At 64.1% G+C, this 26641-nt stretch carries 25 protein-coding genes; 7 read left to right on the forward strand and 18 right to left on the reverse strand.

All coding sequences use genetic code 11. From position 1 onward, the window contains the following. The 3 genes from LX88_RS38915 to LX88_RS38925 all read left to right on the forward strand — a co-directional run bounded on the left by LX88_RS38915 (nucleotide 1) and on the right by LX88_RS38925 (nucleotide 2344). Nucleotides 1-543, forward strand: coding sequence for a hypothetical protein (locus LX88_RS38915; protein ID WP_258952753.1), 543 nt, complete (start codon nucleotides 1-3; stop codon nucleotides 541-543). Between the two features lie 251 nt (nucleotides 544-794). Then, on the forward strand, nucleotides 795-1829 hold the full coding sequence (locus LX88_RS44700; RefSeq protein WP_372511513.1) for a HesA/MoeB/ThiF family protein: 1035 nt from the start codon (nucleotides 795-797) through the stop codon (nucleotides 1827-1829). Further along, the gene (locus LX88_RS38925; protein WP_258952755.1) at nucleotides 1826-2344 is read left to right on the forward strand and encodes a Mov34/MPN/PAD-1 family protein; all 519 of its coding nucleotides are present in this window, start codon (nucleotides 1826-1828) and stop codon (nucleotides 2342-2344) included. Before LX88_RS44700 ends, LX88_RS38925 begins: the two co-directional genes overlap by 4 nt. A 14-nt stretch (nucleotides 2345-2358) precedes the next feature. On the opposite strand, the gene LX88_RS38930 is transcribed toward LX88_RS38925, so the two are convergent. Continuing rightward, a complete protein-coding gene (locus tag LX88_RS38930; RefSeq protein ID WP_258952756.1) occupies nucleotides 2359-2544 on the reverse strand; it encodes a hypothetical protein in 186 nt (61 codons plus the stop codon). Nucleotides 2545-2934: 390 nt separating this feature from the next. Here LX88_RS38930 and LX88_RS44705 point away from each other — a divergent pair, with 390 nt between their 5' ends. Continuing rightward, nucleotides 2935-3813: an SAVED domain-containing protein gene (locus LX88_RS44705; protein ID WP_372511514.1), complete on the forward strand. Its 879-nt coding sequence runs from the start codon at nucleotides 2935-2937 to the stop codon at nucleotides 3811-3813. 24 nt (nucleotides 3814-3837) lie between these two features. Here LX88_RS44705 and LX88_RS38940 read toward each other — a convergent pair whose 3' ends face one another. The 7 genes from LX88_RS38940 to LX88_RS38970 all read right to left on the reverse strand — a co-directional run bounded on the left by LX88_RS38940 (nucleotide 3838) and on the right by LX88_RS38970 (nucleotide 15973). Further along, a complete protein-coding gene (locus LX88_RS38940) occupies nucleotides 3838-4581 on the reverse strand; it encodes a hypothetical protein (RefSeq protein WP_258952758.1) in 744 nt (247 codons plus the stop codon). Nucleotides 4582-4783: 202 nt separating this feature from the next. Continuing rightward, nucleotides 4784-6742, reverse strand: a complete 1959-nt coding sequence (locus LX88_RS38945; protein WP_258952759.1) for a hypothetical protein — start codon at nucleotides 6740-6742, stop codon at nucleotides 4784-4786. 1 nt (nucleotide 6743) lies between these two features. Then, nucleotides 6744-9173 (reverse strand): AAA family ATPase, encoded by a 2430-nt coding sequence (locus LX88_RS38950; protein ID WP_258952760.1) that lies wholly within the window; start codon nucleotides 9171-9173, stop codon nucleotides 6744-6746. Further along, nucleotides 9163-10680 carry a hypothetical protein gene (locus LX88_RS38955; RefSeq protein WP_258952761.1) on the reverse strand — a complete coding sequence of 506 codons (1518 nt, stop codon included), beginning with the start codon at nucleotides 10678-10680 and terminating at the stop codon, nucleotides 9163-9165. The genes LX88_RS38950 and LX88_RS38955 overlap by 11 nt, the downstream gene beginning before the upstream one ends. Further along, nucleotides 10667-13972, reverse strand: a complete 3306-nt coding sequence (locus LX88_RS38960; protein ID WP_258952762.1) for a DEAD/DEAH box helicase — start codon at nucleotides 13970-13972, stop codon at nucleotides 10667-10669. Before LX88_RS38960 ends, LX88_RS38955 begins: the two co-directional genes overlap by 14 nt. Continuing rightward, on the reverse strand, nucleotides 13962-15365 hold the full coding sequence (locus LX88_RS38965; RefSeq protein WP_258952763.1) for a protein kinase domain-containing protein: 1404 nt from the start codon (nucleotides 15363-15365) through the stop codon (nucleotides 13962-13964). The genes LX88_RS38960 and LX88_RS38965 overlap by 11 nt, the downstream gene beginning before the upstream one ends. Before the next feature lie 2 nt (nucleotides 15366-15367). Next, a complete protein-coding gene (locus LX88_RS38970) occupies nucleotides 15368-15973 on the reverse strand; it encodes a vWA domain-containing protein (RefSeq protein WP_258952764.1) in 606 nt (201 codons plus the stop codon). Nucleotides 15974-16691: 718 nt separating this feature from the next. On the opposite strand from LX88_RS38970, the gene LX88_RS38975 reads away from it, so the two are divergent. Beyond that, complete coding sequence (locus LX88_RS38975) at nucleotides 16692-16907, forward strand: hypothetical protein (RefSeq protein ID WP_258952765.1); 216 nt, start codon at nucleotides 16692-16694, stop codon at nucleotides 16905-16907. Nucleotides 16908-17222: 315 nt separating this feature from the next. On the opposite strand, the gene LX88_RS38980 is transcribed toward LX88_RS38975, so the two are convergent. From LX88_RS38980 to LX88_RS38985, 3 genes are all read right to left on the reverse strand, one after another. Further along, nucleotides 17223-18173, reverse strand: a complete 951-nt coding sequence (locus tag LX88_RS38980) for a hypothetical protein (protein ID WP_258952766.1) — start codon at nucleotides 18171-18173, stop codon at nucleotides 17223-17225. Next, the gene (locus LX88_RS44710; RefSeq protein WP_372511515.1) at nucleotides 18170-18727 is read right to left on the reverse strand and encodes a helix-turn-helix domain-containing protein; all 558 of its coding nucleotides are present in this window, start codon (nucleotides 18725-18727) and stop codon (nucleotides 18170-18172) included. Before LX88_RS44710 ends, LX88_RS38980 begins: the two co-directional genes overlap by 4 nt. Before the next feature lie 65 nt (nucleotides 18728-18792). Next, a complete protein-coding gene (locus LX88_RS38985) occupies nucleotides 18793-19098 on the reverse strand; it encodes a hypothetical protein (protein WP_258952767.1) in 306 nt (101 codons plus the stop codon). Nucleotides 19099-19533: 435 nt separating this feature from the next. On the opposite strand from LX88_RS38985, the gene LX88_RS38990 reads away from it, so the two are divergent. Together LX88_RS38990 and LX88_RS38995 are read left to right on the forward strand one after the other, a co-directional pair. Beyond that, a complete protein-coding gene (locus LX88_RS38990) occupies nucleotides 19534-20631 on the forward strand; it encodes a PIN domain-containing protein (RefSeq protein ID WP_258952768.1) in 1098 nt (365 codons plus the stop codon). Between the two features lie 107 nt (nucleotides 20632-20738). Beyond that, entirely contained in the window at nucleotides 20739-21317 is a 579-nt protein-coding gene (locus tag LX88_RS38995; RefSeq protein WP_258952769.1) for a hypothetical protein, read from the forward strand. 90 nt (nucleotides 21318-21407) lie between these two features. Here the strand turns inward: LX88_RS38995 and LX88_RS39000 are convergent, their stop codons facing one another. The 7 genes from LX88_RS39000 to LX88_RS39030 form a co-directional block, all read right to left on the reverse strand. Then, on the reverse strand, nucleotides 21408-22622 hold the full coding sequence (locus LX88_RS39000; protein WP_258952770.1) for a tyrosine-type recombinase/integrase: 1215 nt from the start codon (nucleotides 22620-22622) through the stop codon (nucleotides 21408-21410). 140 nt (nucleotides 22623-22762) lie between these two features. After that, nucleotides 22763-24172, reverse strand: coding sequence for a DUF3987 domain-containing protein (locus tag LX88_RS39005; protein ID WP_258952771.1), 1410 nt, complete (start codon nucleotides 24170-24172; stop codon nucleotides 22763-22765). Between the two features lie 203 nt (nucleotides 24173-24375). Then, complete coding sequence (locus tag LX88_RS39010) at nucleotides 24376-24768, reverse strand: hypothetical protein (RefSeq protein WP_258952772.1); 393 nt, start codon at nucleotides 24766-24768, stop codon at nucleotides 24376-24378. Continuing rightward, a complete protein-coding gene (locus LX88_RS39015) occupies nucleotides 24768-25322 on the reverse strand; it encodes a hypothetical protein (RefSeq protein WP_258952773.1) in 555 nt (184 codons plus the stop codon). The genes LX88_RS39010 and LX88_RS39015 overlap by 1 nt, the downstream gene beginning before the upstream one ends. 98 nt (nucleotides 25323-25420) lie before the next feature. Continuing rightward, nucleotides 25421-25792 carry a hypothetical protein gene (locus LX88_RS39020; protein ID WP_258952774.1) on the reverse strand — a complete coding sequence of 124 codons (372 nt, stop codon included), beginning with the start codon at nucleotides 25790-25792 and terminating at the stop codon, nucleotides 25421-25423. Continuing rightward, nucleotides 25792-26145, reverse strand: coding sequence for a hypothetical protein (locus tag LX88_RS39025; RefSeq protein WP_258952775.1), 354 nt, complete (start codon nucleotides 26143-26145; stop codon nucleotides 25792-25794). The genes LX88_RS39020 and LX88_RS39025 overlap by 1 nt, the downstream gene beginning before the upstream one ends. A 114-nt stretch (nucleotides 26146-26259) precedes the next feature. Next, nucleotides 26260-26641, reverse strand: a 382-nt coding sequence (locus tag LX88_RS39030) for a transposase family protein (RefSeq protein WP_504928594.1), incomplete at its 5' end; no start/stop codon positions are given.

Below are 26641 nucleotides of genomic sequence, written 5' to 3' on the forward strand. Positions count from 1 at the left end.
ATGAGCAAATCGGACAATCGCTCAACGGCGTGGTGGGAGTGCGAGCCGCGTCGGCTGGAACGTGACCGGCATGAGATCCAGGCGGCATGTCCGGAGCTGGTGTGGGATCCACTGGGGGCTGGAGGGTGGCGGGGGTTCCTACCTCTGTGGCCGTTTGATCGACCCGAGCCACCACGCCTGCGTGACCTGATCGGTAACCAGGGCATGCTGATCCGGGTTCTATACGGGCAGGCATATCCGATGGTTCCGCCTGCCATCTACCCGTTGGATCCGCGTCCAGAGTTGTTCGAGTACACGCAAACCCGGTTTCACGTCCTCGGAGATGGAAGCCTCTGTTTGTTCCAAGACAACTCGGTGTGGACTGGGCGTGAGTCCGTGGTGGAACTCTTGCAGAAGGCTGCCGGCTGGCGCGTCGAGTACGCCCTCGTGAAGAGCGGGGTTGCTGAGGCGATGACCATCAACGGCATCGTCAGTGATGACAGTCGGGACTGTTTGGTCGATCAGGCCGCCGAAGCAAACGATAACAAGGAGGAGCTAGCATGAGCGGCCGTCTGCTTGTGCTGGTTCCTGATGAAGTCGTACGCCGGATGTGCGCGGGCGGCAACTGGGGAAGGGTTACGTACCAGGCGTCAGACCCGGATGGAGTCGGCGCTGTGATCGCTGTGTCCAACGGCAACGATCCCGTGATACCGACTCCGCTGTCTCCGGTCAACCACTTCCTTCGTAGCGGTGATCAGCGAGGTGGCCATCGCTGGTACCGCGTTGGCGCCGACCTTCACGCCTGTTGGTGGCGAATGCGACGTGTTGACGGCGCACTGCCTGTGGAGGCGTTTCAATCCGCAGTTCAAAGCGGATGGCAGAACCCGTCATCGACTGGCGCTTACGTGGCCGTGACCTACTCTCCGGAGGCGCCGACGACGTTTCCCGACGTTGGTGTCCCTGAGATTGCCGCCTGGTGGATCTCTGAGTCTGCCGTCACGGCTGTCGATGTCGAGGTTCAGGCCGCCGGATACGGCATCTCTCAGTTGTCAGCGCACTGGCCGGTCGAGAAACTCGCGGACATAACGGTAGTTCTTGTTGGTGTTGGCAGCATCGGAGGTGCTGCGGCTCACGCGCTCGCCAGCTACGGGGTCGGTCGGCTGGTGTTGCTGGATCCAGACCGCCTGCTCAGCCACAACGTGGTTCGCCATGTTGGTTCTTCGCGGCATGTGGGCAAGCTCAAAGTCGATGTCGTGAGGGAACAGCTCATCGACGCTTGGCCTGACACACACGTCGAAGCGTTGCCCTTGAACGTCATCGTCGATGCTGATCAAGTTCGTCCTCTTTTGCAGAATGCTCGGTTGGTGCTTTGTGCTGCCGATGGTGTGGCTCCACGCCGCGTGGTCAGCCACCTTGCGCGCCGGGCCAAGGTAGATGCACTTATGGCGTGTGTGTTGCAGGACGGTGTAACCGGAGAACTCATTCGACTACGTCCGTGGCCGGACCATGGTTGTCTCACCTGCCGACGAGAAGCGTTGGTCGAATCAGGCGCTATGGACCCCGAGCCGGCGCTAGACCTCGGATACGGCACTGGTACAACGCACCGACCTATGACCGCTGTCGGTGGCGACCTTCACCTTGTTGGACAACTCGCAGCCAAGGTGGCAGTGGCGACTCTTCTTGAGCGATGTGGCGCGTCCGGTCAGACTTTGCTCGGCGAGCATGCGCTAGTAGGCCTGCAGCCACAGTTCGGATGGGCTCCGCCATTCGACATTCATCGCAACACGGAGATCCGTTGGCTACCCCACACACCGCCCAGGGCTGGGTGCCCGACATGTGAGGCCGCATGAAGGGTGAGAGTCTGTCGTTGCTTCGGACGATCATGCTTTCCCGAGACGCCGCAACAACAATCGTCAGGATCGCCCGAGACTACGACGATGGTCTGGAGGCAGGAGGGATACTCCTTGGGGAAGTGGGCAGCGGCATCGCGCGCGTACGCCACGCGGGTACTCCAGGGCCAGCGGCAGTTCGCGAGGCCCACTACTTTCTTCGCGACTTGGCGCATGCTCAAGATCTTGCCTTGGCGGCATACGAGCGCGATGGCAGCGTGTGGGTAGGTGAGTGGCACACCCATCCGCATTCGGACTCCACACCAAGCCAGCTTGACATCCAGACCTATCAGACTTTGCTCACAGACCCGGAGCTCCGATTCGACGTCGTACTAGCGATCATCTTGGGAAGGCCGGCCGCTGACTGCTTAAGTGGCTTCTCCATGATGGGCTGGGTCTGTACGCCGGTCGGTGTTCGGGCTGTTCCTATCGCCGTAGTCGACGAGCACGATCCTGTTGAAGGGGCGATGTTTTGACGCTGCCGTCTCCGTCAGCAGGCCCACCATCCCGCAGCGGCGTGCGTAGAAGTGGTGATCACTATCAGGACCTCGTGACGTGGTGTGCAGCACTTCGGGTCGTTCAGCCTCATGCCTCCTTCACCCAGCTGGAAATCGAGGTCAACGGGGCTGGCAACGTCGACGATGTCGTTCTGCGACGGCCTGAGCTCGGTGATCATTTCACGCAGGTGAAGTGGGCGACGACTACGTCCCTCATGGTGGATGAAGGCTTCCTCACGTCCCGTCCTCGCAGGGGCAAGTCAGTTCTGGAGAAGCTGTTTGCCAGCTACAGAATTTTGCGAGACCCGAGTCGGCCGCCGAGACTTGAGCTGCTCACGAACAGAGTTCTTGACCCGCAGCACTCCTTGCTGGGCAAGATCGACGGGCGCACTGATCTTGTCGTGCCATTTGCGCGTCTCGCTTCTCATGAGAGCGCGGCTGGCGTGCAGTTGGCAGCGTGGGCTGACCACGTCGCAGCGAAAAGGGAAGAACTCCTTGAGATGCTCGATCACCTCGTGTTCCGCACAGGCTTCACTGTGGGAGGGGAGCGCGATCGAGCGCAAGTGCTTATGCTTGCGGCAGGGCTCCGTCACGACGAAGCTGCTCTTGAGACAGGAATCGCGGCGGCCGCTGGTTGGGTGCGCGCCGGTCGACGTGTTCTGACTGCAGATGAGATCAGGCAGGAGATCGCCGCCTTGGCTCTTCAGCGAGGCCGGCGAAGCGCAATATTGCTGGTTCAAGCCATCGACCGAGACCCTCATCCTGAAGACGCAACGGAAGTCCTTGATTGGGTCGATTGCCACCGCGGCGTCAGCCCAATGAGTCGTGCGGAACCGATCTCGCAGATCCAATGGACTGATATGGCCAGCGAGCTCGAGAGGGCGGTTGGGCGACTTCGTGACGACGGTGTCCGCGATGTGCTCGTGCGTGGTGCCATGCGGCAAGCGACTTTTTTCCTTGTGGGTGCCAAACTTGCTCATGTTACCGGTCGCACAGTCAGCTACCTGCAACAACGAGACTTGTGGGCTAGTAACGCTCCCTTCGTGCCTGTACCGGCGTTGGACCTGAGAAGGACCGAGATCGGACCCGGACGCACGTTGGCCGTTGCGGTTGGGATCGCCGTAGATCCGATGCGCGCCGTAGTTGACTACATACGTGACCGATCGATCGATGCGGCAGGCTTGATCACCTTGACCCCCGCTGGCGGTGCGCACGATCAGGCGATTGGTAGTGCTGGCGAAGCTGTGGCTTATGCGCAGGCCATCCGCAACACCGTCCGGCTCGAGCTTGAGCAGCAGCCTGCCGATCGCATACACCTGTTCCTGGCAGGTCCTGGGGGACTGGCGCTTCTGCTGGGACATCGATGGAACCGGCTAGCCCCGACAACGGTCTACGAGCACCTCGGTCCAGGGCGTGGGTACACGCCTGCGTTCTACGTCGATGCTTAGAGTTCGCGATCACTGACCGTGTTGTCACGACGGTTCGATGACCAATCGTGGATCGAACTGATGGCCGGACACCTCGCCCGGCACCCTGACTCCGTTGCGGAAGCGGGACGACACGCTTGCACAGCGTGCGCCAAGCCCGTTGGCGACGCGCATCATTGCCAAGCTCATCGCGACGGTGCCGGAGGTGACATCGACCAAGATGTGCGTGCCTTCGATCTTGAGTTCACGAGCGGCCGTCATCACGCTGGCCGCTTCGCGGATCACAACCGCAGGCTCGTATGCATCCGTGATGTGCACCGGCACAAAAGTAATGCCGTCAGCAGCGAACTCGTTGGATAGTTGATCAACGACTTCTTTGTCGACGTCCGGTGATACGACACCCAGCACGGTCTGAGGACGAACCGAATGAACGAGAAACTCTACGACCTCCATCGCACGGGAACGTCGCGACACACGCTCGTACGGCAGGTGGCCGCCTCGGCGGAGGCTGATGGCGGCGATCAGCAGATCTGCACGGTCAAGTGCTCCGAGGGGAGCGCGAGCTCTGCGCGCGAGATCTCGGCGAGCACGCGTTGCCTGGATGGCGTAGACGGCGACACAGACGCCAACGACGACCGCGACTGCGCCAAAGCGCAGAAGTGCATCTCGTTCTGGCTTGGCTGCATCCCCGAACAGATCGACCGCTACATCGGGCAGCACCGGAGTCAGCAGGATCGCGACAAACACGCTCTGCAGGTGTCGGCTAGCCCCGACCAGCGTGTCTGACATGTGCCTGATCATCGGTTCTCATCGCTCTCTGTTCTGGGGCAGGCGCCTACCAAGGTGACCGCCGCACGGCGTTCATCCATGAACATCGTGGTCGCGAGCTCTGTGTGCTGGCCTTCATGTTGATCGTTGGTGCCGCAGGCCGTTGGCAGGCAATACGAACAGAGGTAGCTCGCTCGGTCATGGTTGGCCCGTCAGAGCCTCCTCACGAACGTTCTGGTGCGGCGAAAGTGTGACCTGGGCGCGGTACACAACCACAGTTCGGAGCACCGGTGCAGTGGTCGCACCAGCAGCAGCGGAAACGAGGAACCGGTTGATCGCTCGGCGCCGCACAGGGCTCTGCCAACAGGTCGGCGCCGGCTGTCATATCGAGGCGGTCACTGTGTTCTGTGTTGACCACCGCGTTGCGCGGCCAGAGGAACGGGTACCGCTCTCGGCAGTTGCCGCAAGGGTTCAGTCCCCAGGTCGTGGAACACGAATCGCATCGGCAGACGAAGGTGCCATCACGGCGCGCCGTCATCACGGCGCGGCCGCTGGGGCACAACGGACAAGTGTCCAGCACAGCCAGCCGTCGGTCTGCTTCGCCCAGCTGGTCGATGAAGTGGCGCAGTTCGTCGTCGCCGCGCCTTCGTGGCGAGCCTGACTTGTTCGCCGCGGTGAGCGCGGCAAGTTCCGCGTCGTCCGGCCGACGCAGGATTTCCACTTTTCCCCGCTCGCCAGCCCGGTACCAGTCAACGTCGGGCAGCTTGACCTGGGCGGACAGGACGACGGGGTACCCCGAGACGTAACGGGCAGCCTGAAGTGGCCAGCGGAGTGCGCGGGCGAGACGCTCTTCACCCTCGATCTCCACCGGGCTGATCGGCACGATCCCCCGCTGCGATGAGTGCAGCACCGACCGAACCTCTGGTGCGAGCTGACGGCGTTCGTCACGAACGCCGGGGTACACGATGATCGTGTTCTCCACACCGCGGATCTGGTTGATCCACTTCTGCCGCGTGTGGTCGGGAACCGGCGCTGTCAGGTCGTGGGAGAGCGGGACGACTCTGGTCAGAGCCTCGCCATCGACCGAGATCGTCAGCACTCCCGCGCGATCGATCGTACAGACGAGGACTTCTCCGTTGCGGCGAAGACGGACCGGTACGTCGGCTCCTGGCAACGACCTGTTTTCGTCCAGCGCGTAACCCAGGATGATCAACGCCCGAATGGTCAGAAGCGCGACGTAGGTGTTATAGGCGTTGAAGAAGCCGGCGTCGTCTTCGCGGCGACGATCTGCTGTTGCGGTTTCGTACACCGCCCACATCTCCCACAGTTCGCCGACCTTGCGATATCTCCGCTCGTTGACAAACAGGTTCGTGCGGACGAGACGCAGCGGCAGGCGGATCCGGCGGTTCGCCTGCCGCATGACCGTGGACCCGAAGAGGATGCGAAGGCGGGTTCGCAGCTTGGTGAACGTGTCCGCACTTTCGCGGATGGCGGCGGTGGAGGCTGCGCGGTCCTCCACGGCCGCCGCGATGAGTCGCGCCGTGCGCTCGTGCTTGCGCCAGGACTGCCTGTTGCCGAGTGCACGGTCGTATTCCTCAAGATCGGCTATGCCGGCGGCCAGGAGAGCCAGTTCCCGCAACCGCTTCCGCAGGTGCTCGTCCAGCCGATCGACCAGTTGCGCTGCCACGCGGTTCTCGTAGAAGTCGAAGTCGTCCACGTATCGAGTGGACAGCACCCGCAACGGCTGTAGTTCACCGTGTTCGATTCCGCCCCAGTCCTCCGAGTGGCTTGCCAGCCGGGCGAGTCCGGCGGGCGGCACACGGCGCGCCAGACCCGTGCGCACCAAATGCGTCTCGTGGTCCAGCCGCGCTTCGGGCCGACGACAGACATCAGCCAGCATGCCGATTCTTTCCAGCACCGCCAAGTCCAGCTCGGTCAACGATGCTCTCGCGGAGGTGTCAGGTACGAACAGGTTGGCGCCCAGCCACTTTCCCGACGAGCCGTGCTCCCTCAGCTCGTTGACGACGGCGACGACAACTGCCATGACGAGAGGGTCCGGGCGCCCGTTGTCGTCACCGGGAACGGGATGACCGTCCTCGGTTCGCATCACATACCTGCCGAGCAACGGGTGCTCGCCGACTCGATCGACTTCGCCCTTGAACCGGTCGTGTGCCTCCAGCACGTCAGCCTGCCCGTCGCCGGCGCTCTTCGTCGAACACGCGTGTGCTCCGAGTCGGCAGACCCGCCATGCCGTTTGCTTCCCAGTGCAGCAGTACTGACTCCTGGAGCGCCTCAATGCGTTCCGGCGTCACGTCATACCTTCCCCTGATCGCGCGGAGCACCTTGTAGGCGAGGAAGTGATCGGCTGCCAGGGCGAGTCCGTCCTGGTCCGCGTCGCCGTAGTCGTAGTGCTCCGAAAGGTGCTGACCTTGCCACGCCGCGACGACCACGGGGACGAACTTCCGCAGCTGCTCCTCAACACGGGGGCTCATCTGGACGCGTCCCTGCTCCCAGAGATCACCCGAGAGGTCGTCGACCAGCTGACGGACCTTCTTGACCGCGTCTTTGTGCACTTCCTGGGCCTTCGAAAAGGCCTTGTACAAAGCGTCAGAGGAGTACGGCTGGACACTGCCACTGTTCTGCTGCGGGACCCACGGGCGGTGGGACGGAAGCTCCATCAGGTGAGCGCGGTTGTAGGTTTTGTCAGCGAATTCGAGAGTGGACTCGTCCTGGTTCGCGGTGCCGATGAACCACACGTTGTCGGGCAGACGCAGCCCGATGCCGTTCTCGAACAGAGCGGGTGGGCGACCGGCACTTGAGCTCACGAGCTGCATCGCCTTGCCGTCGTCGTTTTCGAGCTTCGACAGCAACACCGAGAAGTACTGCTCAGGACGGGACAGGTTCATCTCGTCCAGGACGATGAAGAAGGGCCTGTCGCGATAGCGAGGCGTTCCTGCCCGGTACAACGCCTGGAGGAAGTCGCTCTCCTCGAACCTGTGCTCGAACGTGTTGTGATGACCGAACAGGTCGGTGCGGTCCCGCCACCCCGCCTGGACTTCGACGATCGCGCAGTCGGTGTGCAGTGCTGCGGCGAACGCCTTGGGCAGCGACGTCTTGCCGATGCCGCTCATGCCTTCCAGCAGGTGCAGGCGTGCCATCGCGAGGCCGCCGAGGAACACGGCGATGTCGTTGACGCGGTAGGCACGTTCGCTCTCGCGGAACATGGTGGACTGGAGATTACGAGTGAACGAGGACAGGTCGATCGCGTCATCGAGGACGACACCCGGATCATTCAACATCGCGTTGTCGTCCATGCTCACGCACTGCGGGAACAGGGGGGAACGCGGGTCGGGGCGGTCCTTGTAGATGGTCTCGATGGTGCGATGCAGCTCGGCGATGCGGGAGTGGTAACCGCGAGACATCACCTCGTAGTGGTGCTCGGCATCCTCCAGCTGCCGAACTTTGAGATTGTTGATGCTGTTCGCGAGCACATTCCCCTTCAGCTGCTGCAGCTCGAGGGACAGGCGTTCGCGCTCGTTGCTCAGCTCGCGGTTGCGCTCCTCCGCCGAACGCAGGCGTGCCAGGTCGTCGTCGTTCAGCCGCGCGGCGATCTGGTTCTGCAGCTCGGAGTTGGCCGTGCGCAGGCTCTCCAGCTCGTCAAGCAGGCGAGCGGGATCGGTGGTCCCGAGTTTGAACAGTGCCTTTTCCAACTCGGTCAGCCGCTGGCCTAGGTCCGCAGTGAGCTGTTCCGCCGCCTCCGCGCGGATGGCGGTCAGGTGCGTCTCGCGTTGCGCATCAGCAACTGCTACGGCCGCAAGCGCCTCGACTTCGGCTTCCTGTTCTGACTCGCGCCTGCTGACCGCGATCTCACGCCCGAGGACGGTGCCCCGGTCGAGCCTGATTTCCTCGCGCTGTTTCTGCAACGCAGTCTGTTCGTCGGCCAGCCGAGCGCGAGCACGCTCTACCTCCGTCCGCATGCTGTTGAGCTGCTCGGTGATCAGCTCTTCGTGCTCCTCCAGACGCTCCACGGACTTGGAGCGCTCCAGATCGAGCTCCTGGTCGAACTTGGTTCGACGTTCGGACAACTCCTTGTCCAATTTCACCCGCGCGGCCTGCGCGGCGGACCGGAAGCCTGTTTCAGCATCTTCTTCAAGCACGCGAACGCGTTCCTCACGCTCGCGCAGTTCCGCGATCTTCTCGGCGGCCTGAGCGCGCAGCTCTTCCGCGTCGGAGCGGGCTTGCGCCGCGGCTTCCTGATCCGCGTCGATGGTCAGGGCGCGTTCCGCGAGGCGCTCCTGGAGTTGCTTCGCGGAACGGGTACGTGCGTCGGCAGCGGTCGCGGCGTCCTCGTAGAACTTGCGCCTCTGATCCATGACGTCGAACGCCCTCAGCAGGGAACCCTCCGGATCGTCCTCCGACCACACTGGTGGGGGCAGCTCTTCTGCCTTGGCGGCAGTGAGGATCTTGGGGTCCTGCGTGCTCGCGAGGTCGAGGAACATCTGCACCTCCGCGGCGTCGTCGGCCGCCGAGTTGGACGGTGCACCGATAGGGTGGTTCCTCGGGGTGGGCAGGTTCGCACGTCTGCGCGAGGTGTTCTTCTTGTTACGGGACAACGCTCGGTTCCTTGGTCTTGGTGGCTTGGAGAGGCCGGCCCAGGAATGCCGCGACGGTGTCCTGGGTCAACCGCGAGGCGGACTCCGCGTACTCCTGGTTGAGCTTGACTGGGCTGTGCGCCACGTCGTTGCGGTCGCCCGACAACGTGGTCAGTTCGGTCAGCAGGCGAGGATGCGCCTGAGCCAGGCGCCGGAACGGGTGGTCGGCAACCCCGTGGACGGCGGAAAGCACACAGAGGGTCAACAGCACGGGTGTGTTGGCGTGCTGGGGCCGGTTCAGGTTCTTCTTGATGGCGGAGAGCTCCACCTTGCGAATCGGCGTCTGCTCAGAGAACGACATCCCCAGTTGGCGACAGCAGTTCCCCAGGAAGGCGGTGAGTGGCTCGCGCCGGCCGTCGAGGCACGCCGCCGGGACGGGATGCCGCTCCACGATGTCCCGCAGGACGGTCTCGTGCGCCTGCCAGGCGCGGTGCACCACTGAGTTGATCTCCGCTTGGTGATCGCCGGGAAGCTGCGTGCGCTGCAGGTCGCGTTCCATGAGGCTGAGCAGTTCGATCAGCACGGGGTAATCCCGGATGCGGACTGTGAACCGCGCTTCGAGCGTCTCGGTGAACTGCCTGCGCAGCTCCACGTCCATGCGGTCATAGTCCTGGAGCAGCGCGTCGCTCTGCCTGCCCACGAAGTTCTCGATGCGCAGGCGCAGCGGTTCGGAGTGCTGCATCCTGGTCGCGACCAACCGCCGGAAGTAGTTGCTCGGTTGTCCCGTCATGGTGTTGCAGGCCGACCAGCTGACGATGTCGACGGTGTCGTCGCGGCGTTTGTCGAGACGCAGAACTAGCGGCACGTAGGTGGCGTCACCACTGCCGACCAACGACACGCGTGACATGACGCGGTCGGGAATCACTCCTCGTCTCCGGCGACGTCCCCTGTCCCGCCCGGAACTCGTGCTCCTCGCGACGGCGTCCAGGATCTGCTCGGCTCCGGGAGGGTCGACATCGCCGACGCCCTCCAGGTCCACGCAGAAGGCGTTCTTCGTCAACGGGGACCCCGTACTGCGCAGGTTGAGGCGAACGTTCCTGGCGTCCTGCCAGCTCGATCGCACCCATGCCGGTACCGAGGTGGCGATGGGCAAAAGGCTGCCCGTGAACAGGTCTTGGAACACGTAGGTGACCACGTTGGAAGTCGGATCGACGAAGCCGTCCCGCAGGGCTGCCCGCCCGGCCGGGGTCACCCCGCCGTGCCGGTCGAGGTACCGATAGGCCTGGAGGTCCGACACGACCAAGTCGACCAGGTCCGGCTGCAGCTTCAACATCCCCGCGATGTCGAGGGAGCTGCGCAGACCCGAGCGGGACAGGCCCAGGACGGCGGACTGGAACACGTTCAGCTCCGGGTCGCGCATCATCGGTGAGACGACGCGATAGCGCATCGTCGGCCAGAGCACCCATCGCTGCGGTCCGGCGTAGTCGACGTGCTTCGGCAGCAGAACAGGGGAATCAGGACCGAACACCGGCACCGTGCACCCCCTGGCAGAACTCGAGAAAGCCGACGATCCCCTCGGCGACAGAGCGGTCAGGGTCGCCGGGCACGTTCGGCATGGACCCGCGGCGAGCCATGGCCGCATCGCCCACCGCTATGAGCAGTCTGCGTTGCCTGCTCATCGCCACGCACATGCGGCTGTCGCTCAGCAGGTGGCCGTAGCGCCGGATGGCTTCCACCCGGTCACCGGGGTCCTTGGCGGGACCACTGCTGCGGGTGATAGAAAGCAGCACGACGTCGAACTCCATTCCCTGGAAGGCGTCCACCGTGCCGACGCTGAGTCTGGGCTTGGGTCGGCTGCCCGAGGTGAGGGCCATCGCCGCGACGGGCCTGAACTGGTCCTGGTCGTCCTTCCAGCCGAGGCTCGCGGTGATCAGCGCTTCTTCGATCTCGTTCTGCTGTTCCCGGTAGAAGGTGATCACCCCGAACGTCATCTTCCGCTCGTGGTCGGCGGCCGCGAGGTCGCGCAGTTCGGCAGCGAGCCGTTCCGCCTCCACCGGGCGGGCATAGCTGGTTCCCACCCGCTCCTCCTTGCCACTGCTGCCGGGAACGTCGATCCAGGCGACGGTCTTACCCGCGTAGTCGACGAAACGATGTGTCAGTTCTGCTGTCGACGGATGGGAGGAAATCGCATCCGGTCCCCCGTAGAAGGTTCGGCTGACAAAGCGGCCGAGCGACTCGTGCATGCGGAACTGCATGTCGAGCCGGATGGTGCGCACTGAGGGCCGCTCGGCCGAGAAGGTGTCGAACCACCGTTCGAACAAGCTCTTCGTCAGAGAGACGCCGCTAGCTCCTCGGTTCTGCCGGAGTTCACGCTCGACCTTCTGTTCCAAGGAGTGCGGCAACTGCTTGTGGTCACCGACCAGGATGATCCGCTTGCGCGCGCAGGAGAGCGGAATCATCAGGTCCAACGGGTTCGCCCGCGCGGCCTCGTCCACGATCACTGTGTCGAACACCGGGAGCGGTGCGTCGAGGATTCGGCTCATCTCGTCCGACTTCGCCTGCTGCACAGTGGCCGCCAGCACAGCGTTGTACCGGGTCAGCGTCTCCTCCACCAGGCCGAGGTCCTGCTGGAGGGCCTCTCGATAGGTGCGGAGGACTTCGTCGATCCCGTCGCCTGACTCGGCGTATGCCTCGTCGACGGCGTCCGCGACGTCCTGCAGGAGCGAGTCGACGTCGGGATCGTAAGTCGGTGTGCGACCGATGAGCAGCCCTGATCGCAGGCTGTCCAGGAGCCGGCCCTGCAGGGCTTCCAGTTCCGCGAGCAGCTCCGGTTCCGAGATGGTGGCGGTGGACGCGGCGGAGAGAGTGTCCCTCCCGGTGGCATCGAGCAGTCCGAACCGGTCGAGGGCCTTCAACGCGAAGGCGGCTCGCTGAGGGCCGTCATCGTCGAACGCCGTCTTGGTGGTGCGCAGTGACCGGATTACCGCGGCCGCTTCGCGACGGTCGGTGGCGGGCAGCGCCGAGCTGAACTGCGACCGGGCGACCACCTCGGCCCGCATCCTGTTCAACTTGCTCAGCAAGATCGGTGGCAGGACGTCCTCGGCCGCCTTCCGGACCTCCCGCAGCAGGTCGGCCAGATCCGCGTCGTTGGCCGGCTGTGTGTGGTAGGCGGACACCATCCGGCGCACCTGGACCGCTTTGTCCCGGGCGATGACCTCCGGCCTGTGCTCGGTCAGGTAGGCGTCTACCTCGGTGAGCACCTCGTCGCGCCACTCGCGGACGTTCGTGAGGTTGACGTCGCGCGAAGGACTGACCCTGGTGGGCGGCAACCCGTGGTGCCGTGCCCGGCCGGTCACGTTGTCCACAGCGGAGTGCTGGAAGCTGCTGATGAGCGTGCGGTGCATCGGAATCGTCCTGTCGCCGAGCTGGTCGAGACAGGCGAGGAGCGCGGTGATGAACTGGGTCTTGCCCGTTCCTGGAGGTCCTTGCACCAGAAGGATGTCCGGTGTCGCCACCGCCATCCGCAACGCGTCGAGCTGAGTGCGTGTCGGCTCGTCGTCTCCGAACACCGCTCTCACGGCCGAGGTGAGGACCTGCTTCGTGTTCTTGAATTCCCGCAGGGAACGGGGAATTGACGCGCCCTCCAGGAGGAGCCGGAGCTCCGGCATCTCCGCTTGGTTGTTCTCGATGCGCTCGCGGGCCTCATCGCGTCTGGCGAGCCGGGTCCGATCACCGGCCAGCGACTTGTAGAGGTATCCGCTCGGTTCGGGGATCCTGTCTTCGTCGATCGCAAGGAACACCGTCCGATCCGACTGACCGACCCCTGCCAGCGAGCCGTGCTCCGAGCGCACCCGTCCACCCTTGCCGCCCTTGAACTCCGCAGGCAGCAGGTCTGAGCACTCCAGCTCGATCTTGGACGACGCCTGGGACAGCTGGGCGAGGAACGCTTCACTCTGGCTGCCTTCAGCCAGGTCGAAGCGCCACCGCCCGGCGGTGTGGACCGTGCAACTCCGGTACCTCGCCCATCCGAGCGATCGAGCGTCGTCGAGCAGTGATTCGCGCTCGATCTCGTTGTAGTCGTTCCACAGCTCCAGATAGGACTGGCCACCGGCGTCGAGTCCAGCGAGCGCGGCGCGGATCATCTCCGAGGTGACGGCGGTCGACGTACGGTCGACGAACTCGACGTCGACGGCGCTGATCCGAGGCCAGCGGACATCGGACCGGTTCGCGGCGTCTGTCATGCGCACGATGCGCATCTGGTCGTCGCGAATGGCGACGTCCGCCACCCATCGCCGGCCGTGCATACGGAAGCCGGAGGCGAGGCCCGTCTCGCCGGGACCACCGGTGTGAACGAGCCGCGGCGAACCGCCGTTCTCCTGGGCAGGGAGGGTGAACTCCTCGCAGAGCCACTCCCGCACAGTGTGGAAGTCCGTCGTGGTCGATCGGCACGCGGTCCTGACCTGTTCGGCGACCGCGTCCTCAACTGACACCACCAGCGTGCCGGGCACCTGCACCTCGGCGAACTGGTGGCATTGGAGACCGATCTCCCGTTCCCGGGTCACGTGGGTGACCCAAGTGACGATGGCCTTTCCTGGTGCCTGCAGGAGATCCGCCACCACGCGGTCGGCCTCGACCTGTAGTGATGTCCGGTCCGGCAGCGTCATCACCAGCGCGCCGCTAACGACCGACACGGTCACTTCCCTGCCGGGTACGTTCCGCCTCTGCATGATGTCCGTGAAGAACGCCGGCAGAGTACGGGTGCCGGGAACGCTCACCTCAGCCAGCCAGGAATCTCCTGTGGTGAGTTGTTCAGCGAGCACGCCCGCCCCCGTTCGACGAGGGTCGAACGCGCACGATCCGGTGTGGACGGTGCTCGTTGCCGAAGTGAATACTCCACGGCGCGGTTGCGCTGTCCGTCGCCTTCGCTCCGGGGAAGAACTGCATTCCGTTGCCCCCTTTGAGCGGCACGCGCCGGATAGGGCTCGTGCCGAGGTTCTGGACGCGGATGGTCTCGCCGCCATCCCATTTGAGGGAGAGCACGGGGCGATCGGGGTCACCAGGTGCCAGGTGCGTCGTGCGCGCTCTGATCACGAGCTCGACGTCTTGCTGGAGCACGTGGGTCAGTTCGTTCCTGGGGAGCACGACGGAGGCGAACTCGCCGAGCCTGGGAAAGCGCTCCTCGACGGTCACCACCAGAGCCGCGGGCCGCTTCATCTCACACCACGGGCACTCCGTCGAGGCGGCGAAGTACGTGTGAGGGCAGGCGTTGCACCGCACCGTGCGTGCGGCGGCCGTCCGCAGGGCGTCCGCCCACTCGCCGGCGGAAGGACGGGCGCGCGGATCTGTTATCCCGGCTTCAAAGGTGCGAGTGAACAGGTCGCGCAAGCCGTTTGTGGTGACCTCCGTCGCCGGGAAACCCCACGTGCTCCTGTTGAGGTCGTCCGAGCTGTGGTCGATCCACGGGATGCGGCCGTATTGGGCGTCGGCCTCGTACTGGACCGGTCCTTCCAGCACGTGATCGCCGTACAAGGGGTGGTTGGTGGTGAGCGTTTCGTAGGCGATGACTGCGAACGAGTGCATGTCCGAGGAGGCGGTGTTGCCGCTGAGCCGCCGCAGCAGTTCGGGTGCCGCGTAGCCTGGCGTGGCCAGCGGAGTGGCGGCGGTGGTGCTCTCGGTCTGCAGGTTGTCCGCGTCGATCAGCCACACCTCGGTGAAGGCGGCGTCGCTGGAAATCAGGATGTTGCCGGGCGACACGTCGCCGTAGACGATGCCACGTTCGTGCAGGGTGCAGAGGACCTCGGCGCACCGCGCGAGCAGCAGTAGCCTTCGAGACAAACCACCGTGTTCGGCGTACCACTGCTCGATGTTCTCTTCGGGAGCGTCGCTGATGCTTCTCCAGGCGACCATGTCGTGGAGAAGCTCCATCACGTAACCGAAATGGGGCGTAGCCAGCGGTTCCAGTGGACGGCAGATCGGCACGTCGTCTAGGGGGAGCCATCTGAGCCTGTCGAGTTTGCCCGCCACGTCCTCGGTGGAGGTGTCCGACGTGTGCTTGAGGATCTTCACCGCGAGCTGGTCGTTGTCGGTCCGGAACACGACCCCCTCGCCGCCTTCGCCGAGCGGCGCAGCGGTGATGAGCCTGAGGTTGTGCCCGCTGCGCCCGCGGACCTCGGACGGCCACGTCAATGGTGAGTCAGTGCTGGGTTCTGCCATGGTCAGGCGAGGTCCTCTAGCTGGACGGCCCGCTGCCCCGTTCGTTCCAACAACTGGCCGGTCACCGTCGCGGTGACCCAACGGAAGTTCGCGGCGATCTCGTGAGTGTGCTCAGTGGTCATCACAGCTTTTCCTGGGGTGCTGAAGGACTCCAACACGAGCTGGGACTCACTGGTCTGGTCCACGCCGATGCCGACGGACAACCTGAGCGCCGATCGTCCGTTCTTGCTCTCGAGCAGGGCCGCGAGCGGCTGCTCCCAGTCATCCGTCGGTGATCCGTCCGACACGAGAACCAGAGTCGGGGGAAATGCCCGTACCGGCACTTGTTCCGCGTCCTCTAGGAGGCTCGTTGCCAGCTGGAGCGCTTGTCCCAGGGGAGTGCCTCCGCCTGCCACCATGTCCGTCCAGTTCAACTGGCCGGCCGGTGTCATCGCCTGGTGGAGCACCGCGCCAGCGCCGCCGAAGGTGATCACCGCGGCGCAGATCTGGCCGCGAGCCGAGTCCTCGGCCGCGAAACTGCGGAACATCATCGCGATGCTGTTGTTGAGCTGTGCGACCTTGTCACCGATCATGCTGCCGCTGACATCAGCCAGCACGATGACAGGCATTGGTCGTGCTGCCCGCCGAGTACTGCCTGACAAGCGCGGCGAAGACATGCCTCCCATCGGATCGGTCCCACTCGACGAGTCGCCCACCTTTGTCCCCCCTCGAATCAGTTGGCTGATGCCTGTCCGGTCAAAGCTGTCCAGAATGAGACTTGCCCGATCGCCTTGTCAAGATGCACTGCAATTCTGGTGCGTATGTGCGGTGATTGCGGACGCCGTTGGCCTCGCCATGCATCCGAGAGCCCTGGACCGAACTCTATTCACCGCACGAGTCGCAGTTGGCTTAATGTACCGCGCTCGGCTCGTGGGAACACTGTCTTCGCAGGAGATGGTTTGCCTGGGTGGACAGGCTTGAGGGTGGCCGTCGACACGCTCGTCGGAAGCAAGCGGGCCATGCCAGCGCTGGTAATTGACGCGGGTGCGCAGTCTTCGGGGCAGATTCGGTCCGCCAGGTCGACACAGGATTCGGCTATCACCGTTGGCCATGCATGGACACCTGCTCATCGTCGACTGCACTCGAATCGAGTGATCGGCGACGGGCTTGAAGGTGTTACCTCGACCTCGGATCGGTCCTGCCCGGCGAGTAGATCACAGGCGGAGTATTCCCGTACGGGTGGAATTCCTGCGCCGCGAGCCTGAGTCAGACATATCTGCCTTTGGTGCGTCCTGGAGTAGCGCGACGTTTCGCCCGCGTGGCGTCTGACTTGACCCGGCCCACCAGATGTTCGAGACGGCGGTCTCTACGCCGCTCTTTGCCGGTTTCGTCGTCGAACGAGTTCGCTGGCCGGTCGCGGCGTTTGGGGCGCGGCCCCGAACGGCAGGCGGAGAGTTCGCCATCGACCTGGACGACCGGCTCCATCCCTCATGGGCTGTGGTGGGCGAGCACGTCGAGGACGCCTTGCTGCTCTGGGAAGTCATGCGGAACGAAACACCCTGATCCGCCTTGTCTGCCCGCGTGGACAAAAGCACCCGGTGAAGACTGGTCGCCGAAGTGATCAGCCTGCTGCTGGAGGCGTCCTACGACGTCCAGTTCTTCGACCGCTCTCGGGGTTCCCCGTTGACTTTTCGTAGCTCCTGATCTACGCCCCAGTCGAACGCATGATCTGCGGGACCGGACCCGGTGGCATCATGGGACCGCCGACAGGTACACGGTCTGGTCTCGGCTCCAGTGTGTTCACACCGACATCAGGTCGTCCAGGAACGTGGCTCTTGAGGAAGCAACGATCAGTGAGGCACGTTGTTTGTGGCTCTGTCACTCCGCAACGCTTGAACGGAGTGCATCACGGACCTCGCGAGCTGCGTCGGTGCCGCAATGCAGAGCTTCACGCAAGCGTGTCGCGGAGGGTGCGATAGGTAGCTGTCCATCGGCGATTAGCCGTCGAGCATGCTTTACCAGTAGGGCAGTACGAACATCGGTAGCCCGCTCGGTCACGGATGGCCCGTCAGGAATGTTTTGCCTGTACCCGGTAGGAGTAGGTCCTACGGTGAGGATGCCGTGGTCGAGGCAGGCGAACGCGGTCCAGATGATCGGCATGACGGTGACGGCGCCGATGGCGACCAAAGGGCCGATGGCATGAGCCAGAAGCTGCGTCGGCTCGAAGCGGTCGGCCTGCCACGGGGTATACGGCCAGATGTTGAGAGTCAGCGCCACCGCCAGGGCGCCGATCTCCACCGCGGCCAGGTGTCGATGCCTCAGCGTCTGGCCGCGTGCTGCGAGGTATGCCTTGGCCGCCACCACGACCAGGAGTACGGCCGAGATGACCGGCTCGACTGCCCATGCTCCCCACCATGCCGCGTCCCGCTCGGTCATGCTTCGGGTGAGCGTGTGGTGCACGCCGGTCGTGGACCAGCCCAGCGCGCCAACAAGTGCGGTCAGCGCAACGGTGGTCAACGAGCGGCGCACTCGTGCTGCCTGCCAGGCTCGCGCGGCTGGGTTTTGGGCGAGGGCGTGCAGCCGGGCAGCCTCTGCAGCGTGCTTTCGTGTACGCCGAACGCGGTCGGTGTCGACCAATAGCGGTGCATTGTCAGCCTGAAGCGCCAGCAATGCGTGGGCTTCGTCGACTTCGGCACGCAGCTCGCGGACTCGCTTGGTGACTGCGACCTCGGCGATCGAGGCATGACCAGCTACGTACTTTTCTACCTGCGCCACTGCGCGCTCCACCTCGTCGTCGCTTGGGTCGGGCATCGGAATGGCGGTGTTCATCGGGTGGCTCCGAACCGCCGTGGAGCGCAGCGAGGGCAAGGAGTCGAGTTCCTGTGGTCTATGTCGGTCCAGATCACGCGGGCGGAGATGGGGTCGCCGGGACGGGCGTCGCATTGTCCGCATTCCGGCTGTGTCGTTGAGCGCCCAGCGGGCGTGCTTGACACCGGATGGTTTCTTGGACGGTTAAAGGATGTTTCGGGCGTCGTGGTGACGCCCCAACTGGTTGATGCTGACGCCCCCAAGTGCCTCTGCTGACGCCCCGTGCTGGTCGATGGGGCGTCATCCTGGCGCCCGTCCTCGGTACCTGTGGACTGCCGGGCGGACAGGACGAGGTTGTAAACCTGTGGCCGCGAGTTGGCTTCCTCGATGCGGGCGTCCCGTACGCGGGTGTTGCCTTTGCGGACCAAACCCAGCTCTTCCAACGACCGCAGCGAGCGCTGGACGGTTCGTCGGGACAAGCGGGTGTAGCGCATCATCCGCTCGACCGAGGGGAACGCGTCACGGCCATCGGGGCCGGCGTGGTTGGCGAGCGCGATCAGAGTGATCGCCAACATCGACCCGTCCTTGCGGTCGGCGGGGATGGGAGCGTGGTTGAGTGCCCAGTTGATTGCTTCGATGCTCACCTGTCACCGTCCGCGGCGCGAGCGCGGTAGAAGAGGCTGGCGACCGTGCCGATCACGGACGTATCCCAGCCCGCCAGCCACTCGACGATCCGGCGGTCGTGGGCGCCTAGCTCGATGCCGTCCAGTGCCTCAAGAAGCGCGGTGACTTGGTCAGCGCGGTTGCGGGCGCGCCATTCATCGTTGGTCTCGCCAAAACGGTGATCGTCAGGCTCGTGGCTTTCCACGTTGAACGGCGGACGGATGCGTCGTGGCTCGCGGTGAAGCGGCGCCAGGACAACGGTTGGACGGACGGTGTTGCTCATGGAAGAAGGCCTCAGATGGTCGGGCCCCGTCTCACACGCGTCTCACGGACCGGTGGGACTAGGCGGGACTGGAGGCCCTGTCCTGGACTTTCATCAGACTCGACCAGCCGAAATGGACTGTCCGGATGGCTGCGGACACCCGTTGTCCCGCTGGGGGTCAAGGGGTCGCAGGTTCAAATCCTGTCGTCCCGACGGTCGACGGAAGCCCGTCTGATCATGGCGAAATGCCTGATCAGACGGGCTTTTGTGTTTTCTATCTCGATCTTGCTCTGATCGAGTGTGAGGTGTCGCCGTGGACCAGATGTGGACCAGACGCTTCGCCGCTCGTCTGCCTTCGACACGCGACCGGGTGCCGGCGGGTGTCCATCCAGATGTGACGTCACGCTCCGCTACCTTCGTACGCGTGGCTTGGCTCCAAGAGAGGATCCTCTGAGCATGATCGTGATTGATGCGAACGAACTTCGGCGGATACCGAGGGCGGGACACCGTTTGTGGCGCTTGCTTTGTGAGCTGGCTCGCGACAGTGGGCATTCAATCGCGACAGCGGACATCACTTTTGAAGAGTTCAAGGCCGGATATGGCGAGCTCGCAAGAGAAGCCTGGGTGAAATATCGCGATGCAAAGGCTGCGTTTCGCGAGTTCAAAGATGGTGAAGCTAGTCGCCTTGGGTACGGGCGCGATATTGAGGTTGAACGTGTTATCGCTACCGGCCTGGCCGCATTTCAGGAAAACCTCACAATTTTGCCTACAACTTCTGATTCGCATATGGAGGCTCTTCGTCGAGAAGTCTGGCGTAAGCGTCCAGCTTCAACATCTTGGACTAAGCCTGGATCGGGAGCGCGCGATGTTGTGTTGTGGCTCGCTGCTCTACAGGCGTGTCAAGAGTTGAACGAACGTGTCTACTTTGTGTCTAATGACGTGGCCGCGTTTGGTAAGACTGCTCTTTACGTAGAACTTCGAGACGAGCTGAAAGAGTCGCTCGGCGATCGTGCTGATGAGTTCATCTACTGCAGGAACATCGCGGATCTTCTCCCGTTGCTTGCTGATCAGGATGATGACGAAGATGACGCTCTGCTGTTCGATATGATTGCAGATGATGAAGGCTTTAGAGTGGCGGTAGATGCAGTATGCAGTCCGTACGTTGGCGGAATGTCCCGTCGAATTGCAGATGCCTTCCTGGAGGGTAAGAGATCGCCCGTTAGGATGCAGACAACTCAAACTCTGGGGCCTGTTTCGCTATTCGGTAAATCAACCTATCGTTTGGGTGATCGAGTGTGGCTAGTGGCAACAATGCGATGGTGTGTCACTGTCAAAATCGAAGAGTTAGGAATTGTCAGAAGTAGACAGGATTTTGACAGCGACTATTCTGGATCACTAATTGAGGAGGTTGCTTCCGATGTAGACATACCCGCCGAGTCGCAAGAATTTGATATTTCTTTTATTGGTGGCATGGGTCGTAGCCTTGAAAGCGGACCTACTTTGACGTCGATTGATATCCTGTCGGCGCGTTTGGTTGAAGGTCGTCGCATGTGATAGAGGACATGACGCCGTTCCTCTGCATATTGGATGGATCGCGAACTAGCCGCGGGTAAACGGAACGCTACGTCGCTAATTTTTTCGCGAGTCGCTAGTGTAATCGTATGAAGCTGGCGTCAGGGTGGGGAGTGTGCGGAATGGAAGAAGGCGAGCGAGTTTCCGGCGAGGATGTCAAAATTTACGTGGACATCCTGCTGGCGGAATACAAGGCGCTGCGGGACGAGATCATCAAGAAGATGGATCATCGAACGACACTTCGAGTCTCTGCAACGACGTTAAGTCTCGCGGCCGTCGGCGTAGGGGTTGAACGGCGAAGTAGCGCGATACTGTTGCTAGTGCCAGTGATCGTAGCACTTCTTGCTAATATGGCTAATTTCCAGACCGTTCAAATCGGTAGACTTTCCAGGTATATAGAGGAGATCGAGGGTAAGTTAGTCGGTCTCCATCCAGGTGTTATCGGATGGCATACTAGATCCACCGACCGCAAATTGCGGTTTCGGCAAATTTTTGTCGTCTACCACTTGCCTAATTTGACAATTGTCCTCGCCCCCGCGTTTCTTGCTATGACCCTTGGGTGGATCTACTCGGATTCGTTAAAGATTTCCGTTATCCTGACCTGCTTCGATACGGTTGTCCTTGGCCTGTTCCTCTGGAACTTCGTAAAAAACAGACATAACCTCTAAATTTCTACCTGTTGCAGCTCACATGTCGTCCGGCCAGGAGACGCCGCAGCGGTAGCGTTGATACTGCCCCCGGATCGCTATCAACCTGATCTACACGACGCGTAGTTGCGGGCCATGTGTTGACTGACGCAGGTGCGCGGACAGCAACGCGCCTGCGTCAGTGATTGCGTGTCGGTGCGGGTGCAGATACCGCTGTGTGGTCGTGATCGAGCCATGCCCGGCGATCTTCTGAAGGTGATGGACCGGTACGCCAGCGTCGGCCATCCAAGTCAGGCCGGTGTGCCTCAAGCTGTGCCGCTTCAGGTGGTCGAACCCGAGCTTGGTCACGACCTCGTCCCAGTGCGTCGCATCGCGCAGCACCGCCGTACTGACTCGCCCACCACGCGGACCGACGAACAGCCGCGCGTCCTTCGTGCCGTCCGTCTCCGCGATACGGCGCTCCACCATCTCGCGAATCTCGTCGATCAACGGCACGATCCTGGCGCGTTTGCCCTTAGTGCCCTTGTCGACCAGGCCGCCCGGTGCGGTCGTCGTTTGACGCCTGACCGTCCAGGTCCAGTCGTTCCGGTTGATGTCCCGCACGCGGCAGCCTGAGACCTCGCCGATGCGTGCGGCAGTGCACGCGGCGAACAACACGACGTCGCGCCAGCCGTCGTACGCGCCGGCCGAACGAGCGGCCAGCGCGTCGGCGAGGCGTAGAAGGGTGGGCCAGTCTGGCAGCGCGAGCGAGCGCGGGTCGTCCAGTTCGTCCTCTACACGGGCGTACTGCTTCTGCCAGCCTTTGATCCGTGCTGGGTTGCGATCGATGATGCCGTCGCGAAGAGCCTGTTCCATGATCCGAACGAGCATGGCCAGCGTGTTCTTGACGACGGACTTGCTGCACTCCTCCGCGATCCAACCCGACTCCGGGTCCATAACCGCTCTGTCCACCGCGCCCGCCGTGATCATCCGAACCGGGAGATGCCCCAACGCTGGCAGGATGCGCAGCTTCCAGCCGGACACATACGGCGGCAGCGTCTTGTCCTCGAGGCCTCTCAACGCGAACTTCAGGACGTCCGGCGTGCCGTACTCCGCCAGCGTCATCATCGCGGCGTTCGGGTCGACGCCACCGGCGGCGGCGCGCTCCATGCCCTTAATCCACGCCACGGCTTCATCCTCGGTCTCACACGAGTGGGAACGCGACGAACGTTTGCCAGTCACCGGGTCGGTCCACCGCACGCGAGCGCGGTACGGCGTCGGGCGGTCGGGCAAGTGCTCGATGTCGACCGACAGCTTGACGCCGATCGGTGGTCGCTTGGCGGCCATGGATATTGGTCCCTTCGCTGATGTGGCGGAACTTTGGGAACTTAGGAACTTTGGGTCCTGACCTGGGCTTTTGTGTGAACCTAAGTTCCGGGGTGCGGAACTTAGGTTTTCGCGTTTGCGCAGGTCGCAGGCCGAAGTTCCTAAGTTCCCAAAGTTCCTGGGGTTCCGGGCTCGATGAGGTACACCTCGGTGGCACGGCCGGGTCGACCATCGGCACGAGGGCGTTTGAGGACCCTCACGCGGCCGGTCTCGGTGAGTACTTCGAGGGCATGGCGGTAGCGCTCGGTGGCGGTCTTGTTCTTGCTGAACTTCTGGGTGATGTCGCGCTTCGTGCGTCCCTCCGGTCCAGCCTCAGCAATGAACCTGGCCAGCGTTGCCACGGCATCGTCAGGACACAGCACGGCGGCAGCCGACGCGATCGAGTACCGAACCAACGCGGCTGCGGATGCAAGGTGTGCCGGGCCGATGCGGTCGGCGCGGTCGAGCAGGGCGTAGATGGCGGCGATGCGCAGGCAATGCGGTGCGGCGCGTGAGACGAACTCCTCGACTGGTGTCTCGGTGTCGCCGTCGCGGCTGGCGAACTCGATGTAGAGCCGTCGCCAGGCGAGCGCTCCGGCTTCGGTGAAGCCGACCGGGCCGACGTCGCCCGCGTGCCGGAGCCGGTCGAACAGTGAGGCTCCGAGTTGGAGCATGAGTGCGGGATCGGCCGGCGTGGGTGTGTCGAGCAGCTTGGACTGCGCGACGGCGATCGGCAGGAAGCGGTTGTAGGTGCCGCCTGCCATGTCGGCGGCGGAGACCTTCTCGCGGAACTCCTTCGGGGTGATGTGCGCGGTGATGCTGATGTGGGACTGGCGGGCGACGCGGGCGTCGACGTTGAGGGTGGACAGGTTGCCGCCTTCCCAGGCCGCACGGAGCGTCGCGGACAAGGTGTTGCCCTCGCGGCGCATGCGGGCCATGACTGTTCCCCACTCAGGCTCGTAGGCCAGCAGCCGGCAGTCCCCGTCGGGCAGTAACCGCGGCTTGCGTCCCGCCTTGCCGGTCTCGGCTTCGGCCGCGAACACCGACGCCAGGCCTTCGCCGCTGGACAGTCCGGAGTGGATGTTCTGGGCCACGAAGTCGTTGTCAGTGAACGACAGCAGGGCTTTCGCGGCGTTGTAGGCGGTGCCCTTCTTGCCCACGCCGGTCTGGCCGATGAGCATCGGCCAGATCAGCAGCGGGTGCCGCTCGTACCCGAGTTGCAGGTGCGGGCCGGGACCCAGGTGCGCCCCGGCCGCGCCCAGCAGCGTGGCCAAGACGCCGATCTGGTCGGCCTCGGTGTGCGGGTCGAGCTGGGCGGCGAGGTTGCCGAGGTAGCAGTCGAACACCGCCTCCTCGATCTGCGGCAGCCACAGCCGCACCTGGGCGACCCGTTCGCGGGCGTGGGCGGCCAGCTGTTCCAGCTCGTCCAAGCCGGGTGCTGCGTCGGTGCCGGTGTCCCGGACGGGGCGCAGCCATCGGCCAGCGGGCGGCTCGGGGGCTGGTGTCCCGTCCAGTGCGGGGTCCGGTGCCATGCGCGTAGACCTCTCCAAAGATGACCGAGGGTGATCGTCCCGAGGGGACGGAAGTTCGTCAGAACCGTTGTCAGGCAACGTCTGGCGCGCGCGACGCACGTACGCACACACACGCACGCGTAGGACGCGAGTGCGCGAGAATCCGCGCGTCTGACGTCAACTGACGTCGTGCCCGCGCGTGATCACGATGCGTGAGCGGCGCGTCAGCCCGTGCGGCGCAGGATCGCCGACCGCTCACGCGAGTCCCGCAACCCGTTGTCCGCGGTGAGAAACAGCTCGGTGACCCGCCGCTTGCAGGTGATCAGCCGGGGCTGGTCGACATCGGCCGCGCGCGTTTCGATCGCCCGCTCCAGCCGGGCCTTGTCGGCGGCGACCTTGTTCGCCCCGTCGTTGAGCAGGACGTCTAGCACCGTCTCGCGGATGCGGTCGGCGTCGGCCAGCTGCTCACCGGCCAGCGGCGCGGCGTAGAGGATCGAGACCAGGTCCTCGAACCGCAGCGGGATGTTGAACCGCGCCGCGATGACCGTCGGCCCGCGTCCGGTGGCCCGGAACCGTGCCGAGAGCTCGACACCCTCCTTGCCCAGGTGTGCGCGCATCACGCCACCTCCTGCGGCAGAGCAGAGGCGACACGTCCGGCCGCGACCTGCGCCGCCGACAGCCACAGCGGAACAGCCTGCGGTTGCCCGGTGGCCAGCACCGTGTCCGCCACGCACTCGCAGACGCGCAACCGGTCGACGTCCAGCCACATGGCCGGGCACTGCCGGGCCTGTCGGATGCCGTCCGCGAGCGTGTCGACCTCGCAACGCGGGTCGCTCACCACGAGCTGGGCGTAGGCGCGCAGCTGCTCCACCGGCCGGGTCGCCGGGTCGAACGGCGCGACGTAGAGCACCGCCACCAGTGTGTCCCGGTCCACCTCGACAGCGGGCCGGAACCCCAGCTCCACCTGCGAACGCCCGTACAACGCGCACAACAGCCGCTGGTAGAACTCGCTGGGCAGCGTCTCGTCGTTCTCCCAGCGCGCCACCATCCGGACCATGCTGGCATCGCCCGGCAGGTTTTCACCCTGCCGCGCGGCCACAGCACGCAGCTTGCGCACCATCGTGGTCCGCGACCAGCCACCCGCACCCCGAGCCTGCTTCAGCGCGGTCATCACGCCACCTCCCACGGCGCCGTACCGCTCGTGGCCGGGAGCGTGCGCGGCGACTGCGGGGCGTGCACACACAACGTCGCGGCGGCGTGCGCGCAGGCCTAGTAGCGGTCCGCGCTGTTCCACCACTCCAGGAAGAGCCGCCGGTCCTCGCTCGTGGCGGTGCCAAGAGCGAGCCGCTGGAACAAGGCCTTAGTGGCTAGGTCGAGCGCCCTGGCGTAGTCCAGGCCCTCGGTGAGCACACCGTGGAACGCCAACTCCGCCAGCTCGTCCACGTCCTCCGGCAGCTCACCGACCGCGACGTGCAGCGCGGCGGCGATCTCGCCGTCACCGAGCACCAGCGGCCACCGGTGGCCGGCGGCGTAGAACCGGACCCGCTGTACCTCGGTCAGGTACTCGTCCAGCACAGGCCGGTCCCGCTCGTAGGCGGACAGTTCGACCTGCGGCACGAACCCAGAAGCGTTGGCAGCCATCAGAACCACACCCCATCGTCCTCAGAGTCGAGCACCTCGGTACCCGGCCGCGCGAACTGCCGCGACTGCCAGCCCTCGCGGGTCTGCCACACCTCGAACACCGCCTTCGCGCCGACGAAGCCGTGTACCTCGTCGTCCTGGGCCAGTGCGTTCCACACCTGCGGCGTCAGGCGCAGTCGATCCGCGACGACGCTGGCCACGTGTTGCGGCAGCTCTTGAAACCGTGACTGGGCAAGGGAACGACCAGTGCGCGGGTTCGTGTCGGCGAACCGGAACGCGAGCGGCGCGGACACGGACTGTACAAAGCGTCGTGCTGTTGATGCGTTCATCAGCTGGGCGACCGCGGTGCTCATGCGGTCACCAGCTCTCGTGCCGCCGTGCGCAGCCGACGGCGCTCGGCAAGCTCGCGGCGTCGGAGCACCATCAGACGGTCAATCGACGCCCCTAGACGAGTAAGTCCTAACTGATCAGTGGTCGTAGGCGATCAGGGATCGGGTGACGGGCTGGCCGGTGGCGCGGTTGTGCCAGATGGCGGCGGTCAGGGCAAGGACGCGTTGGGCGATGCGGGCGGTGACGCCGTCGATGGTGCGGCCGCCATGCAGCTCCAGATCGAGCTGGCCTTTGAGCGTGTCGTTGACCGACTCGATCAGCTGGCGGACGGGTTTGAGCAGGTGCTCGGCGGGGTGTGGGGTGCGGTTGCGATAAGACGGGCGCAGCAACCGGGCCCCGCGTTCGGACAGGAACGCGTCCAGCTCACGGGAGACGTAGCCCTTGTCGGCGATGATCAGCAGACCGGGCCGGTCAGCCAGCACGGACGGGTCGTGATCCAGGATCGCCATCAGCACCTGG

It is taken from the genome of Lentzea californiensis, from assembly GCF_024648825.1.
In the GTDB taxonomy this organism is placed as follows: Bacteria; Actinomycetota; Actinomycetes; order Mycobacteriales; family Pseudonocardiaceae; genus Lentzea; species Lentzea californiensis.

Bases quoted from the DNA above. Each gene is read 5' to 3' on its own strand.
- LX88_RS38930 (WP_258952756.1), bottom strand. From the start codon at position 2,544: ATGATCACCGAGCTCAGGCCGTCGCAGAACGACATCGTCGACGTTGCC.
- LX88_RS38990 (WP_258952768.1), top strand. From the start codon at position 19,534: ATGATCGTGATTGATGCGAACGAACTTCGGCGGATACCGAGGGCGGGA.
- LX88_RS38965 (WP_258952763.1), bottom strand. From the start codon at position 15,365: ATGGCAGAACCCAGCACTGACTCACCATTGACGTGGCCGTCCGAGGTC.
- LX88_RS38975 (WP_258952765.1), top strand. From the start codon at position 16,692: ATGTTCGAGACGGCGGTCTCTACGCCGCTCTTTGCCGGTTTCGTCGTC.
- LX88_RS39010 (WP_258952772.1), bottom strand. From the start codon at position 24,768: ATGCGCGCACACCTGGGCAAGGAGGGTGTCGAGCTCTCGGCACGGTTC.
- LX88_RS38995 (WP_258952769.1), top strand. From the start codon at position 20,739: ATGAAGCTGGCGTCAGGGTGGGGAGTGTGCGGAATGGAAGAAGGCGAG.
- LX88_RS38970 (WP_258952764.1), bottom strand. From the start codon at position 15,973: ATGCCTGTCATCGTGCTGGCTGATGTCAGCGGCAGCATGATCGGTGAC.
- LX88_RS38980 (WP_258952766.1), bottom strand. From the start codon at position 18,173: ATGAACACCGCCATTCCGATGCCCGACCCAAGCGACGACGAGGTGGAG.
- LX88_RS39025 (WP_258952775.1), bottom strand. From the start codon at position 26,145: ATGAGCACCGCGGTCGCCCAGCTGATGAACGCATCAACAGCACGACGC.
- LX88_RS38985 (WP_258952767.1), bottom strand. From the start codon at position 19,098: ATGAGCAACACCGTCCGTCCAACCGTTGTCCTGGCGCCGCTTCACCGC.
- LX88_RS39005 (WP_258952771.1), bottom strand. From the start codon at position 24,172: ATGGCACCGGACCCCGCACTGGACGGGACACCAGCCCCCGAGCCGCCC.
- LX88_RS44705 (WP_372511514.1), top strand. From the start codon at position 2,935: ATGCTTGCGGCAGGGCTCCGTCACGACGAAGCTGCTCTTGAGACAGGA.
- LX88_RS38925 (WP_258952755.1), top strand. From the start codon at position 1,826: ATGAAGGGTGAGAGTCTGTCGTTGCTTCGGACGATCATGCTTTCCCGA.
- LX88_RS39020 (WP_258952774.1), bottom strand. From the start codon at position 25,792: ATGGCTGCCAACGCTTCTGGGTTCGTGCCGCAGGTCGAACTGTCCGCC.
- LX88_RS38915 (WP_258952753.1), top strand. From the start codon at position 1: ATGAGCAAATCGGACAATCGCTCAACGGCGTGGTGGGAGTGCGAGCCG.
- LX88_RS39000 (WP_258952770.1), bottom strand. From the start codon at position 22,622: ATGGCCGCCAAGCGACCACCGATCGGCGTCAAGCTGTCGGTCGACATC.
- LX88_RS44710 (WP_372511515.1), bottom strand. From the start codon at position 18,727: ATGTTGGCGATCACTCTGATCGCGCTCGCCAACCACGCCGGCCCCGAT.
- LX88_RS44700 (WP_372511513.1), top strand. From the start codon at position 795: ATGCGACGTGTTGACGGCGCACTGCCTGTGGAGGCGTTTCAATCCGCA.
- LX88_RS39015 (WP_258952773.1), bottom strand. From the start codon at position 25,322: ATGACCGCGCTGAAGCAGGCTCGGGGTGCGGGTGGCTGGTCGCGGACC.
- LX88_RS38940 (WP_258952758.1), bottom strand. From the start codon at position 4,581: ATGTCAGACACGCTGGTCGGGGCTAGCCGACACCTGCAGAGCGTGTTT.